Annotated in this window: 11 protein-coding genes; 7 read left to right on the top strand and 4 right to left on the bottom strand. The window is 66.5% G+C overall.

Annotation, left to right across the window (positions count from 1 at the left end; all coding sequences use genetic code 11):
• The first annotated feature begins 1 nt into the window (after position 1).
• The 5 genes from OH686_RS03715 to OH686_RS03695 all read left to right on the top strand — a co-directional run bounded on the left by OH686_RS03715 (position 2) and on the right by OH686_RS03695 (position 6,383).
• Positions 2–856: a DUF3034 family protein gene (locus tag OH686_RS03715; RefSeq protein WP_289536231.1), complete on the top strand. Its 855-nt coding sequence runs from the start codon at positions 2–4 to the stop codon at positions 854–856.
• Positions 857–858: 2 nt separating this feature from the next.
• Positions 859–1,284, top strand: coding sequence for a group I truncated hemoglobin (locus OH686_RS03710; protein WP_289536229.1), 426 nt, complete (start codon positions 859–861; stop codon positions 1,282–1,284).
• Positions 1,285–1,409: 125 nt separating this feature from the next.
• Positions 1,410–3,371, top strand: a complete 1,962-nt coding sequence (locus tag OH686_RS03705) for a CHASE3 domain-containing protein (protein WP_289536227.1) — start codon at positions 1,410–1,412, stop codon at positions 3,369–3,371.
• A 379-nt stretch (positions 3,372–3,750) separates the two neighbouring features.
• Positions 3,751–5,241, top strand: a complete 1,491-nt coding sequence (gene putP, locus OH686_RS03700) for a sodium/proline symporter PutP (protein WP_289536226.1) — start codon at positions 3,751–3,753, stop codon at positions 5,239–5,241.
• Positions 5,242–5,444: 203 nt separating this feature from the next.
• Positions 5,445–6,383 carry a class I SAM-dependent methyltransferase gene (locus tag OH686_RS03695; RefSeq protein ID WP_289536224.1) on the top strand — a complete coding sequence of 313 codons (939 nt, stop codon included), beginning with the start codon at positions 5,445–5,447 and terminating at the stop codon, positions 6,381–6,383.
• A gap of 1 nt (position 6,384) precedes the next feature.
• Here the strand turns inward: OH686_RS03695 and OH686_RS03690 are convergent, their stop codons facing one another.
• From OH686_RS03690 to OH686_RS03675, 4 genes are all read right to left on the bottom strand, one after another.
• Positions 6,385–6,915, bottom strand: a complete 531-nt coding sequence (locus OH686_RS03690; RefSeq protein ID WP_289536222.1) for a flavodoxin family protein — start codon at positions 6,913–6,915, stop codon at positions 6,385–6,387.
• Between the two features lie 167 nt (positions 6,916–7,082).
• Positions 7,083–8,435: an SPFH domain-containing protein gene (locus tag OH686_RS03685; protein ID WP_289536221.1), complete on the bottom strand. Its 1,353-nt coding sequence runs from the start codon at positions 8,433–8,435 to the stop codon at positions 7,083–7,085.
• Positions 8,436–8,537: 102 nt separating this feature from the next.
• Entirely contained in the window at positions 8,538–9,260 is a 723-nt protein-coding gene (gene lpxH / locus OH686_RS03680) for a UDP-2,3-diacylglucosamine diphosphatase (protein ID WP_289536219.1), read from the bottom strand.
• A gap of 4 nt (positions 9,261–9,264) precedes the next feature.
• On the bottom strand, positions 9,265–9,759 hold the full coding sequence (locus OH686_RS03675) for a peptidylprolyl isomerase (protein WP_279866023.1): 495 nt from the start codon (positions 9,757–9,759) through the stop codon (positions 9,265–9,267).
• A gap of 192 nt (positions 9,760–9,951) precedes the next feature.
• Between OH686_RS03675 and OH686_RS03670 the strand changes: the two genes are divergently transcribed.
• Positions 9,952–11,619, top strand: coding sequence for a glutamine--tRNA ligase/YqeY domain fusion protein (locus tag OH686_RS03670; protein ID WP_289536215.1), 1,668 nt, complete (start codon positions 9,952–9,954; stop codon positions 11,617–11,619).
• A 3-nt stretch (positions 11,620–11,622) separates the two neighbouring features.
• The gene (gene cysS, locus OH686_RS03665; RefSeq protein ID WP_289536214.1) at positions 11,623–13,008 is read left to right on the top strand and encodes a cysteine--tRNA ligase; all 1,386 of its coding nucleotides are present in this window, start codon (positions 11,623–11,625) and stop codon (positions 13,006–13,008) included.
• The last annotated feature ends 31 nt before the right edge of the window (positions 13,009–13,039 follow it).

Genomic DNA, 13,039 nt, shown 5'->3' with positions numbered 1-13,039 from the left:
CATGCGCACACGCCTGATCCTTCTCCTCTGCGGCCTGCTGCCGGCCCTGGCCGGGGCCGAGCAGGGGCGCCTGCTGGCCACCGGCGGTGCCACCAGCATCGACGGTGCGGCCGGCGGCGGCATCGTGCCCTGGGCAGTGCTGGCCGGCTATGGCGAGGAGGGCGAGTGGGGCGCCACCAGCTTCCTGACCCGGGTGGAGACCGGCGACTACCGGCTGGACGTCGGCGGCCTGGCCGTGTCCTACGGCAATCGCGTCGAGCTGTCCTATGCCCGCCAGCGTTTCGACCTGGGCACCCTGGCCCGCGATCTGAGCCTGCCGGACAACAGCCTCAGCCAGGACATCCTCGGCCTCAAGGTGCGCCTGTTCGGCGACCTGATCTACGACCGTCTGCCGCAGGTGTCCCTGGGCATCGAGCACAAACGCCAGAAGGACTTCCTGGTGCCTAGCCTGGTCGGCGCCGAGCGTGACGAGGACACCGAGGCCTATGTGGCCGCCAGTCGCCTGCTGCTCGGTGCGGCCTTCGGCTACAACCTGCTGCTCAACGGCAACCTGCGCTACAGCCGGGCCAACGAGCAGGGCCTGCTGGGCTTCGGAGGCGACCGCCGCGACGAGCATTCGCTGCTCAAGGAAGGCTCCATCGCCGTGCTGCTCAACCCGCGCTGGGCGGTGGGCGTGGAGTACCGCGAGAAGCCGGACAACCTGAGCTTCGCCGGCGAGAACGACTGGTCCGACCTGTTCGTCGGCTACTTCCCCAACAAGCACCTGGCCGTGGTGCTGGCATACGCCCGGCTCGGCGAGATTGCCAGCCTCGATCATCAGGACGGGGTCTACCTGTCCCTGCAGGGGAGCTTCTGATCATGCGCGGATTGTCGATCATCCTGGCTCTGCTGCTCGGTGCCTGCACCGCCAGCCCACCGCCGCCCAAGGACGACAGCCTGTACCGCGGCCTCGGCGAGCACCAGGGCATCACCCGCATCGTCGAGGGCATGCTGCTCAACGCGGCGCGCAACCCGCGCATCGCCCACCACTTTGCCGATATCGATATCGAGCGCCTGCGCGACAAGCTGATCGAACAGATCTGCGTCGAGGCCGGCGGGCCCTGCGTGTACACCGGCGACAGCATGGAGGAGAGCCACAAGGGCCTGAACATCGACCGCAGCGACTTCAATGCGCTGGTCGAGGACCTGATCGACGCGATGGACGCCGAGGGCGTCGCGGTGCCGGTGCAGAACCGCCTGCTGGCGCGCCTGGCGCCGATGCGCGGGCAGATTATCGAGCGCTGATCCTTCCTCCAGTCTCCATGTGTTGCGCGAGATAGAGGGTTCGCTGGGCCAAGTCGGCGAATCTGAGCTATCACTGAAGGCGGAGCACCATCACGGAGCCGGCGGCTGGCCGGGGAGGCAGGGACATGAGGTTCTCGATCGGGGCGAAGCTGTGGGTCAGCTTCTGCGCGATTCTGCTGGTCATCGTCGTCATCGGCGGCATTTCCTACCGCAACACCCTCAACATGCTGGAGACCTCGCGCTGGGTCGCCCACACCCATCAGGTGGTGGCCCAGTTGAGCGCCGTGCTGGCCACGGTGCAGAGCGCCGAGACCGGCCAGCGTGGCTTCATCATCACCGGCGCCGAGCGCTATCTGGACCCTTACAACGCGGCGTTGCTGAAGCTCGACGGCGATTTGCGCAGCCTGCGCGAACTAACCGCCGACAACCCCGAGCAACAACGTCGCCTGGGGCGGCTCGAGCCGCTGATCGCCACGAAACTGGCCGAGCTCAAGGAAACCATCGAGCTGCGCCGTGCCCAGGGTTTCGAGCCGGCCCTGCAGCTGGTGCTGACCGACAAGGGCAAGCAGGCGATGGTCGAGATCCGCAGCCTGGTCGGCGAGATGGTCGCCGAGGAGGAGCAGCTGCAGGCCGCACGCGATGCTGCGGCCAGTGCCAGCGCGGACACCAGCCAATGGGTCATAGTGCTCGGCATGACGCTGTCCGCGTTGCTGGTGGTTGCCGCCGCGCTGTTCCTCACCCAGAACATCGTCGGACCGCTACGCGCGGTCAGCGCCGTGGCCGATCGAGTCAGCGTCGGCAACCTGGGGGTGGAGCTCGCGGCCAGTACCCGCTCCGACGAGATCGGCGCGCTGCAGGCCGCCATCCTGCGCATGCTGCAGTCTCTGCGGCAGACCGCCGAATCGGCGCGGCAGATCGCTGCCGGCAACCTGGCCATCGAGGTGCAGCCGCAGTCGCGCGACGATCAGTTCGGCCATGCCTTCGCCGACATGCTCCAGGCCCTGCGCCATGTGGCCGAGTCGGCGCGGCAGATCGCCGCCGGCAACCTGGCCGTGGAGGTGCAGCCGCAATCCGCCAGCGACCAGTTCGGCCAAGCCTTCGCACGCATGCACCAGTCACTGCGGCAGATGGCCGAGTCGGCGCGGCAGATCGCCGCCGGCAACCTGACCATCGAGGTGCAGCCGCAGTCCGCCAATGACCTGCTGGGCAACGCCTTCGCCCAGATGCTGGCGGACCTGCGCCAGATTAACGGCGATATCCGCGGCGGCATCGGCGTGCTCACCGATTCGGCCAGCGAGATCGCCGCCGGCGCCTATCAGATCGCCAGCGGTACGGCGGAGACCGCCACCGCCATCAGCGAGACCAGCGCCACCATGGAGGAGATCAAGCAGACCGCGCTGCTCTCCAGCCAGCGCGCGTTGTCGGTGTCCCAGGCGGCGCAGCGTTCGATGCAGGTGTCGCAGGATGGCCGGCGGGCGGTGGACGAGGTGGTCGAAGGCATGCGCCGCATCCACCAGCAGATGGAGCAGGTCGGCGAGAACATCACTCACCTGGCCGAGCAGGTACAGACCATTGGCGAGATCATCGCCACGGTCAACGACCTGGCCGAGCAGTCCAATCTGCTGGCGGTCAACGCCTCCATCGAGGCGGCCAAGGCCGGCGAGCAGGGCAAGGGCTTCTCGGTGGTGGCCCAGGAGGTGAAGAGCCTGGCCGAGCAGTCCAAGCAGGCCACCGTGCAAGTGCGCGGCATTCTCGGCGAGATCCAGCGCGCCACCAGCAGCACGGTGCTGGCGGCGGAGCAGGGTAGTCGGGCGGTGAGCGAGGGGGTCAAGCAGTCCGGCCAGGCCGGCGAGGCGATCCGTCTGCTGTCGCTGAACATCGACGAGGGCGCCCAAGCGGTGGCCGAGATCGCCGTGTCGGCCCAGCAGCAGCTGGCCGGCATGGATCAGCTGGTGCTGGCCATGGAGAGCATCCGCGAGGCCAGCAGCCAGAACATGTCCAGCTCCAAGCAGGCCGAGGCGGCCGCCCAGGGCCTGCATCAGTTGGGACAGAAGATGAAGGGCGTGCTCGCGCGCTTCCAGATCTGAACCCGTCAGCTCCGGAGTTTTTCGCAAAAACTCCGGAGTTTTCCGCAAGAACCCGTCATGCCGCTGTCACTAGAGTCCTGCATCCCGCTCTGGATGCGTGCGTTCGCGTTGCGCTTGTGTCGCCGGAGTCATGGACTAAACCCAAGGTAGAGGCCGCGGTATTGCCGCCGGTCGGCACCCCCATGGGGCCCGGCAGATGGGCCCTGTCGTCGTTTCCGGGAGGGGAATGGCGTGATGGGGCGCCGGCAGCAGGCGTCCACCTTGTACAGCCCCGGCCCAACGGCCGGGGAATCGAGTGTCCGTCACGAGCGGGCGCGTTTGCCAACCCAGTCGCGGCCAACCCCGCGGCCATAACAACAAGCGAGAGGGCATCCTCCCCATGACAGCTAGCACCCCCATGCTGATTACCTTCGTGGTGTACATCGCCGCGATGGTCTTTATCGGCCTGTTTGCCTACCTGCGTACCAAGAACCTTTCCGATTACATCCTCGGTGGCCGCAGCCTCGGTAGCTTCGTTACCGCGCTGTCCGCCGGCGCCTCCGACATGAGCGGCTGGCTGCTGATGGGCCTGCCGGGCGCCGTGTACCTGTCCGGCCTGTCGGAAAGCTGGATCGCCATCGGCCTGATCGCCGGTGCCTGGCTCAACTGGCTGTTCGTCGCCGGCCGTCTGCGCGTGCAGACCGAGCACAACGGCAACGCCCTGACCCTGCCGGACTACTTCACCAACCGCTTCGAGGACAACAGCAAGCTGCTGCGCATCTTCTCGGCCGTGGTGATCCTGGTGTTCTTCACCATCTACTGCGCCTCGGGCGTGGTGGCCGGTGCCCGCCTGTTCGAAAGCACCTTCGGCATGTCCTACGAAACCGCCCTGTGGGCCGGTGCCGCTGCGACCATCGCCTACACCTTCATCGGCGGCTTCCTGGCCGTGAGCTGGACCGACACCGTGCAGGCCAGCCTGATGATCTTCGCCCTGATCCTCGCTCCGGTGATGGTGATGGTGGCCACCGGCGGCATGGACAGCACCTTCGCTGCCATCCAGCTGGAAGACGCCACCAACTTCGACATGCTCAAGGGCGCCACCTTCGTTGGCGTGATCTCGCTGCTGGCCTGGGGCCTGGGCTACTTCGGCCAGCCGCACATCCTGGCGCGCTTCATGGCCGCCGATTCGGTCAAGTCGATCCCGGCCGCCCGCCGCATCTCCATGACCTGGATGATCCTCTGCCTCGGCGGCGCCGTGGCCGTGGGCTTCTTCGGCATCGCCTACTTCTCCGCGAATCCGCAGCTGGCCGGCCCGGTCACCGAGAACCCGGAGCGCGTGTTCATCGAGCTGTCGAAGATTCTGTTCAACCCGTGGATCGCCGGCGTGCTGCTGTCCGCCATCCTGGCCGCGGTGATGTCCACCCTGAGCTGCCAGCTGCTGGTCTGCTCCAGCGCCCTGACCGAGGACTTCTACAAGGCCTTCCTGCGCAAGAACGCCGGCCAGGTCGAGCTGGTCTGGGTCGGCCGCGCCATGGTCCTGCTGATCGCCCTGATCTCCATCTGGCTGGCCTCCAACCCGGAAAACCGCGTACTGGGCCTGGTGGCCTACGCCTGGGCCGGCTTCGGTGCCGCCTTCGGTCCGGTGGTGATTCTGTCGCTGGTCTGGAAAGGCATGACCCGCAACGGCGCCCTGGCCGGCATGATCGTCGGCGCGGTGACCGTGGTGGTCTGGAAGAACTGGATTGGCATGGGTCTGTACGAAATCGTCCCGGGCTTCATCCTCGGCACCGTCGCCATCCTGGTCTTCAGCCGCATCGGCAGCGGCCCGTCCGCGACCATGCTCAAGCGCTTCGACGAAGCCGAGCAGGAATACCAGGCCGCCCACCTGTAATACCCCACGCGTGGGCGGCCGGTCGTCCGTCCGCGCGTTTCGCTCCGCCGCAGCCATCCCTCATCGGCTATCGACGGGGCACACCACGCACGACCTTTAGTGCTTTGCGGCCCACGTCTCCCGGCGATGGGCCGTTTTTTTGCCCGCGAGAAACACCCCGCCTGGCTTAGAATGCGCGACCCAGCCCAGTTCGCCCATCTGCCATGAATTCCTCCGCCATCGCCCTCCTGCAACAGCATCTCGACCAGGCCTTTGCCTGCCTGCCCGACGAGGCGCGCCGGCTGTTCCATGGCCGTGGCCGGCAATGGCCGGGGCTGGAGCACCTCACCGCCGACTGGCTGCAGGGTGTGCTGCTGGTGGCACTGTTTCGCGAACCCGACGCGCAGCCGTTGGCCGAGCTGAAGGACATGCTGCTGCAGTTCGCCGCTTCACCGGCCTGGGCGCGCAGCGGCGCGCGTCACCTGCTGCTGCAGCACCGTTACCAGGCCGACAGCGCCACCGAGTATCTGGTGGGCGAGGCCATCGAGGGTGGCGAGATCGAGGAGGGTGGCCTGCGCTATCTGCTCGACTTCGGCCGCAAGCAGAACAGCGGCCTGTTCCTCGACATGCGCCTGGGCCGCCAGTGGGTGCGCGAGCAGGCGGGTGGGCAGCGGGTGCTCAACCTGTTCGCCTATACCTGCGGTTTCTCGGTGGCGGCCATCGCCGGCGGCGCCGAGCGGGTGGTCAACCTGGACATGTCGCGCCCGGCGCTGAGCCGCGGCCGCGACAACCATCGGCTGAACGGCCACGACCTGGCGCGGGTCAGCTTCCTCGGCCACGACCTGTTCAACTCCTGGGGCAAGCTGCGCAAGGATGGCCCCTTCGAGCTGATCATCGTCGATCCGCCGAGCTTCCAGAAAGGCAGCTTCGTGCTGACCCGCGACTACGCCAAGATCATGCGCCGCCTGCCGGATATGCTGACGCCGGGTGGCCGGGTGCTGGCCTGCGTCAACGACCCGGCCATCGCACCGGCATTCCTCATCGGCGAGATGGCTCGCGAGGCGCCGCAGCTGCGCTTCGTCGAGCGCCTGGCCAACCCGCCGGAGTTCGCCGACAGCGACCCGGACGCCGGGCTCAAGGTGCTGCTGTTCACAGCAGACTGATTCAGGAGGCGACGGGCGACAGCCAGGCCGGGCGCTGGCGGTCGCGCTGGTAGGTGGAGGACGCCAGCACCTGCACCACGAAGTCTTCCAGGCGCTGTGGCGACAGGCCGCCGAGCACTTCGCTCTGCAGCAGGATCTGCACTGGCGAGGGCACCTGGCGGGTCAGCCTGGCGATCTCTTCCACCGTATTGAAGCCGCCGCGGCCGCCCTGGGTGCAGACCACCGAGATGCGCTGGCGCGATAGGTCGTGATCGCCGAGGAAGGTGCGCAGTGGCGCGGCCAGGCCCTTCATCCACACCGGGGTGAGCAGCACGATGTGCTCGAAGCGCTCCAGCGCAGGGCCCTCGTAGCGGTAGTCGGGGCGGTTGCGCAGCCAGGCGTCGAGCATGCAGCGCCAGTCGCCGCTGGCCCCGGCACGCGGCCGGGTGTCGTGGATCAGCCCGAGCGGCCAGCCGGTGAGCCGGGCCAGCTCGTCGGCGACCAGGCGGGTGTTGCCGGTACGCGAGTAGCACACCAGAAGAATGTCGTTCATGGCGACCTCCATCGCACGGCTGATGAACGGGCCGGAGTGCTCCGACGTCGAGTGCAGCCTAGGCAATGGGCGCCGCTCAGTGCTTGATCCGCATCAATGAAGCGGCGGGCGCGCGGCGCCATGAAAAACGCCCCGCGGAGCGGAGCGTTCGGGAGACGCGGTACGGCTTATTCCTTGACCTTCATGTCCAGCGACAGGTCGCGAGCGGCCTTGGTGGCGAGAATGCCCATCAGCTGGCCGATCTCGTCCTGGCGGCTGGCGCTGGCGCCGTTGCCGCCACCACCCATCATCACGCCCGGTACCGGCGCCTGGGAGGCGGCCTCGGCCCACACCTTGTTGATCTCCACCAGGGCATCCAGCTTGGGCTGCAGGGCGCCGTCCGCCTCGATCACGGCCTTGCGCGCATAGGCTTCGGCGTCGGCGGTGATCTTGGTGGCGGCGGCGGTGATGGCGGCCTTGTCGCGCAGCAGCTCGGCGGTCTGCCTCTCGATCTCGGCACGGCCCTTCTCGCGTTCGGCGTTGATGCGCGCCAGCTGCCTCTCGGTCTCGGCCTGGGTGGTGCGTTCGATCTGGTCGCGCAGGGTCTCCTGGCGACGGGCTTCCACTTCCTTCTCACCGCGGGCGGTGACCAGCAGCTTCTCTTCCTCTTCCTTCAGGCGGTTCTGCCGGGCCACGGCCAGCTCGGCCAGAGCCTGCTGGACCTTGACCATGCGCTGCTTGTACTGCGGGTTGGGGTCGACGTTGGTGATGCGCGCCTCGACCACTTCCACGCCGTACTTGCGGAACTGCTGCTGCTTGCGCACCGGGATGCCCTTGCTGTCCATGACCTTCTCGGTGATGAACTGGCTGGCGCTGTTGTCGCCGAAGGTGCCCTGTTCGCTGCCGGCCTGGAGGATGGCGGTCTGGCTCGGCAGGTGGCCGCGTGGGCCGCGCACTTCCTTGCGCTTGATTAGGTACAGGCCGTCGTTGAGCTGGTTCTCGAACTCGGCGGCGAACTCGCTGCGCGCGCCGGCGTAGAAGTCGTCGGCACTCATCAGCGAGGCGGTGGCCTGCAGGGTTTCCTTGATGGCCGGGACCAGGGCGGTCTTGATGAAGTTTTCCGGGTTGCGATATTCCTGGGCGATCTTCAGGAACTGGTCGCCGCTGGGCAGGCGGAAGCGCGCCGAGGACTCGACCTTGGCGTCGACGTTGCCGAGGAACACGATGGGGAAGGCCTCGATGGTGGCGCCGAGGGAGTCGTTGTCGCTGCTGTCGTCGATCTCCAGGGCCTCGGTGAGCACGGACTGCACGCTGAGGGCCTTCTTCCAGGGGGTGGCGCGGCCGAACCATTTGGTGGCGTAGCCCACGTCATCGACGATCTTCTCTTCGCCGAATATGGTCCGCACATGGGTGGCGAAGCCGGCTTCGTTGTAGAAGAACACGCCGTTGAAGCTGACGAAGCCGACGGCGGCGATCAGCACGGGCACGCCGATGTATTTGATGAGGGAGAGTTTGGAGCTCGGGCCGCTGGAGATATCCATGATCTGTCCTTGACTGCGGGAAGGGTGCGCGAATGCTGCGCAGCGCCTGCCGGGGCGTCAAGTGGCACTGTGCCGGCATGTGGGCTGGCTCTCGCCGGCCGCTCAGTCGAGGGCGAACGGCGCCTGGTGCAGGCCGCTGGCGTCCACCTGCAGGGCCCAGCCCTGCTTGTCCCAGTCGCCGAGGACGATGCGTCGGGCCGGCTGGCCGTTCACTTCGAGTTCATGCACGGCGGGGCGGTGAGTGTGGCCGTGGACCAGGGTGCGCACGCCATGTTCGGCCATGATCCGCGGTACTTCGTCCGGGGTCACGTCGACTATCTCGCGGGCCTTCATGCTGGTGTGCGCGCGGCTCTCGCTGCGCAGCTTGCGCGCCAGCTTGTGGCGTGTGGACAGCGGCAGGTTGCGCAGGATGAACAGGGAAAGCGGGTTGCGCAGCGTGCGGCGCAGCTTCATATAGCCCACATCCAGGGTGCACAGGCTGTCGCCGTGCATCAGCAGCACCGGCTCGCCATTGAACTGCACGATGCTCGGGTCTTTCAGCAGGGTGCAGCCGGCCTCGCGGCAGAAGGCGCGGCCGATCAGGAAATCGCGGTTGCCGTGCATCAGGAAAATGCGCGTACCGGCGTCGCTGAGTTCACGCAGGGCGCGGGCGATGCTGTGCTGGAAGGGCGACATGCCGTCGTCGCCGACCCACACCTCGAAGAAGTCGCCGAGGATGTACAGCGCCTCGGCCTGGCGGGCGCGGGTCTGCAGGAAATGCAGAAACGCCCGGGTGATATCCGGGCGTTCCTCTTCCAGGTGCAGATCGGAGATCAGCAGGATCATCGAATCACTCGACGATTTCGGCCTTCTCGATGATCACGTCTTCCACCGGGACGTCCTGGTGGCCGGATTTCATGGTGGTGTCCACGCCCTTGATGGCGTTGACCACGTCCATGCCCTCGGTCACCTGGGCGAATACCGCGTAGCCCCAGCCCTGCATGGTCGGCGCGGTATGGTCGAGGAAGCCGTTGTCGGCGACGTTGATGAAGAACTGCGCGGAGGCGGAGTGCGGGTCCATGGTGCGGGCCATGGCCACAGTGCCGACCTTGTTGGACAGGCCGTTATTGGCCTCGTTCTTGATCGGCGCGCGGGTGGACTTCTGCTTCATGCCCGGCTCGAAACCGCCGCCCTGGATCATGAAGTTGCCGATCACGCGGTGGAATACGGTGCCGTCGTAGTGGCCGCTTTTCACGTATTCCTTGAAGTTGGCCGCGGTTTCCGGGGCCTTGTCTTCGAACAGTTCCAGGGTGATGACGCCGTGGTTGGTGTGCAGCTTGATCATGGCGATGTGCTCTCGAATTCGGGCAAGACGGGCAGGGCGGCGGCGCGTTCGCGCTAAAAGGCCACGCCTGGTCGCTTTGCGGCTGTCAGGGGGTTGACGGGTTGGGTATCATACGGGCTTTGTCTTGACCGGCCTACCCTGGGGCGAAACCGCCACGGGCCGCGAGCCGCGCACCTCGAAGCTAAGGACATCATGAGCAAGCCCACCGTCGAAAAAGCCGCCAACTTCCTGCGCCCCATCGTTCAGGCCGATCTGGATAGCGGCAAGCACGCCAAGATCATCACCCGTTTCCCGCCGGAGCCCAACGGCTACCTGCACATCGGCCACGCCAAGAGCATCTGCCTGAACTTCGGCCTGGCCCAGGAATTCGGTGGCGAGTGCAACCTGCGTTTCGACGACACCAACCCGGCCAAGGAAGACCAGGAATACATCGACGCGATCAAGGCCGACGTCGAGTGGCTGGGCTTCAAGTGGGCCGGCGACGAGCGTTATGCCTCCGACTACTTCGACCAGTTGCACGCCTGGGCCATCGAGCTGATCAAGGCCGGCAAGGCCTTCGTCTGCGATCTGAATGCCGAGGAAATGCGTGAATACCGCGGCAGCCTGACCGAGCCGGGCAAGAACAGCCCGTTCCGCGAGCGCAGCGTCGAGGAGAACCTGGACCTGTTCGCCCGGATGAAGGCCGGCGAGTTCCCGGACGGCGCCCGCTCGCTGCGCGCCAAGATCGACATGGCCTCGCCGAACATCAACCTGCGCGACCCGATCCTCTACCGCATCCGCCACGCCCATCACCACCAGACCGGCGACAAGTGGTGCATCTACCCGAGCTATGACTTTACCCACGGCCAGTCGGACGCGCTGGAAGGCATCACCCACTCCATCTGCACCCTGGAGTTCGAGGACCATCGCCCGCTGTACGAGTGGTTCCTGGCCAACCTGTCGGTACCGGCCCAGCCGCGCCAGTACGAGTTCGCGCGCCTCAACCTGAACTACACCATCACCAGCAAGCGCAAGCTCAAGCAGCTGGTGGATGAGCAGCACGTGGCCGGTTGGGACGACCCGCGCATGTCGACCCTGTCCGGCTACCGTCGCCGCGGCTATACCCCGGCCTCGATCCGCACCTTCTGCGACATGATCGGCGTCAACCGCGCCGGCGGCGTGGTCGATATCGGCATGCTGGAATTCGCCATCCGCGAAGACCTGGACGCCAACGCCGCCCGAGCCATGTGCGTGCTCAAGCCGCTGAAAGTGGTCATCACCAACTACCCGGAAGGCCAGGTCGAGAACCTCGAACTGCCGCGCCATCCGAAGCAGGACATGGGCGTGCGCGTGCTGCCGTTCAGCCGCGAGATCTACATCGACGCCAGCGACTTCGAGGAAACCCCGCCGGACGGCTTCAAGCGCCTGATCCCGGGCGGCGAAGTGCGCCTGCGCGGCAGCTACGTGATCCGCGCCGACGAAGCGATCAAGGACGCGCAAGGCAATATCGTCGAGCTGCGCTGCTCCTACGACGAGAACACCCTGGGCAAGAACCCCGAAGGCCGCAAGGTCAAGGGCGTGATCCACTGGGTGCCGGCCGCCGAGAGCGTCGAGTGCGAAGTGCGCCTGTACGACCGCCTGTTCCGCTCCGCCAACCCGGAGAAGAGCGAGGAGGGTGGCAGCTTCCTCGACAACATCAACCCGGATTCCCTGGTCGTACTCAAGGGCTGCCGCGCCGAGCCGTCGCTGGCCAACGCCGCGCCGGAAGAGCGCTTCCAGTTCGAGCGCGAAGGCTACTTCGTCGCCGACCTGAAGGACTCCAAGCCCGGCAGGCCGGTGTTCAACCGCACCGTCACCCTGCGCGACTCCTGGGGAGCCTGATCCATGGCGTTGTCCATCTACAACACGCTCTCCAAGATCAAGGAACCGTTCCAGCCGCTGGTGGCCAACCAGGTGCGCATGTACGTGTGCGGCATGACCGTGTACGACTTCTGCCACATCGGCCACGCCCGCGTGATGGTCGCCTTCGACGTGGTCACCCGCTGGCTGCGCGCGCGCGGCTATGACGTGACCTACGTGCGCAATATCACCGACATCGACGACAAGATCATCAAGCGCGCCAACGAGAACGGCGAGCCGTTCGAGGCCCTGGTGGATCGCATGATCAATGCCATGCACGAGGACGAGGCGCGTCTGTCCGTGCTGCGTCCGGACCTCGAGCCGCGCGCCACCGGCCATATCGCCGGCATGCACCAGATGATCCAGACCCTGATCGACAAGGGCTACGCCTACGCTCCGGGCAATGGCGACGTGTACTACCGCGTCGGCAAGTTCGTCGGCTACGGCAAGCTGTCGCGCAAGAAGATCGAAGATCTGAAGATCGGTGCACGCATCGAGGTCGACGAGATCAAGCAGGATCCGCTGGACTTCGTCCTGTGGAAAGGCGCCAAGCCGGGCGAGCCGAGCTGGGAGTCGCCGTGGGGCAAGGGTCGTCCGGGCTGGCACATCGAGTGCTCGGTGATGTCCACCTGCTGCCTGGGCGAGACCTTCGATATCCACGGCGGCGGCCCGGACCTGGTGTTCCCGCACCACGAGAACGAGATCGCGCAGAGCGAGGCGGCCACCGGCAAGCTCTACGCCAAGGCCTGGATGCACGCCGGCGCGGTGCGCGTGGACGGCGAGAAGATGTCCAAGAGCCTGGGCAACTTCTTCACCATCCGCGAGGTGCTGGAGAAGTACCACCCGGAAGTGGTGCGCTATCTGCTGGTGTCCAGCCACTACCGCAGCCCGATCAACTATTCCGAAGACAGCCTCAAGGAAGCCAAGGGCGCCCTGGAGCGCTTCTACAACGGCCTCAAAGGTCTGCCGGAAGTGGCAGCGGCCGGCGGCGAAGCCTTCGTCGAGCGCTTCGGCGCGGCCATGGACGACGACTTCAACTCGCCGGAAGCCTGCGCCGTGCTGTTCGAGATGATCCGCGAGGTCAACCGCCTGCGCGAGACTGACGTCCAAGCCGCCGCCGGCCTGGCCGCCCAGCTCAAAGACCTGGCCGGCGTGCTCGGCGTGCTGCAACTGGAACCGGACGCCTTCCTGCAAGCTGGCGCCACCGGCAAGGTCGACGCCGCCGAAGTCGAAGCCCTGATCGCCGCCCGCCTGCAAGCCCGTGCCGACAAGAACTGGGCCGAGTCCGACCGCATCCGCGACCAGATCACCGCCATGGGCGTGGTGCTGGAAGACGGCAAGGGCGGTACCACCTGGCGCCTGGCCGAGTAAGTCGTTCCGCTCCACGAAAAAGGCCGCCCCG

Source organism: Pseudomonas sp. SO81, from assembly GCF_030374125.1.
Taxonomy (GTDB): domain Bacteria; phylum Pseudomonadota; class Gammaproteobacteria; order Pseudomonadales; family Pseudomonadaceae; genus Aquipseudomonas.
Note: the sequence above shows the minus strand (reverse complement) of the source record. Positions and strands in the feature narration are given on the sequence as shown.

Bases quoted from the DNA above. Each gene is read 5' to 3' on its own strand.
- lpxH (WP_289536219.1), bottom strand. From the start codon at position 9,260: ATGATCCTGCTGATCTCCGATCTGCACCTGGAAGAGGAACGCCCGGAT.
- OH686_RS03670 (WP_289536215.1), top strand. From the start codon at position 9,952: ATGAGCAAGCCCACCGTCGAAAAAGCCGCCAACTTCCTGCGCCCCATC.
- OH686_RS03695 (WP_289536224.1), top strand. From the start codon at position 5,445: ATGAATTCCTCCGCCATCGCCCTCCTGCAACAGCATCTCGACCAGGCC.
- OH686_RS03685 (WP_289536221.1), bottom strand. From the start codon at position 8,435: ATGGATATCTCCAGCGGCCCGAGCTCCAAACTCTCCCTCATCAAATAC.
- putP (WP_289536226.1), top strand. From the start codon at position 3,751: ATGACAGCTAGCACCCCCATGCTGATTACCTTCGTGGTGTACATCGCC.
- OH686_RS03675 (WP_279866023.1), bottom strand. From the start codon at position 9,759: ATGATCAAGCTGCACACCAACCACGGCGTCATCACCCTGGAACTGTTC.
- cysS (WP_289536214.1), top strand. From the start codon at position 11,623: ATGGCGTTGTCCATCTACAACACGCTCTCCAAGATCAAGGAACCGTTC.
- OH686_RS03705 (WP_289536227.1), top strand. From the start codon at position 1,410: ATGAGGTTCTCGATCGGGGCGAAGCTGTGGGTCAGCTTCTGCGCGATT.
- OH686_RS03710 (WP_289536229.1), top strand. From the start codon at position 859: ATGCGCGGATTGTCGATCATCCTGGCTCTGCTGCTCGGTGCCTGCACC.
- OH686_RS03715 (WP_289536231.1), top strand. From the start codon at position 2: ATGCGCACACGCCTGATCCTTCTCCTCTGCGGCCTGCTGCCGGCCCTG.
- OH686_RS03690 (WP_289536222.1), bottom strand. From the start codon at position 6,915: ATGAACGACATTCTTCTGGTGTGCTACTCGCGTACCGGCAACACCCGC.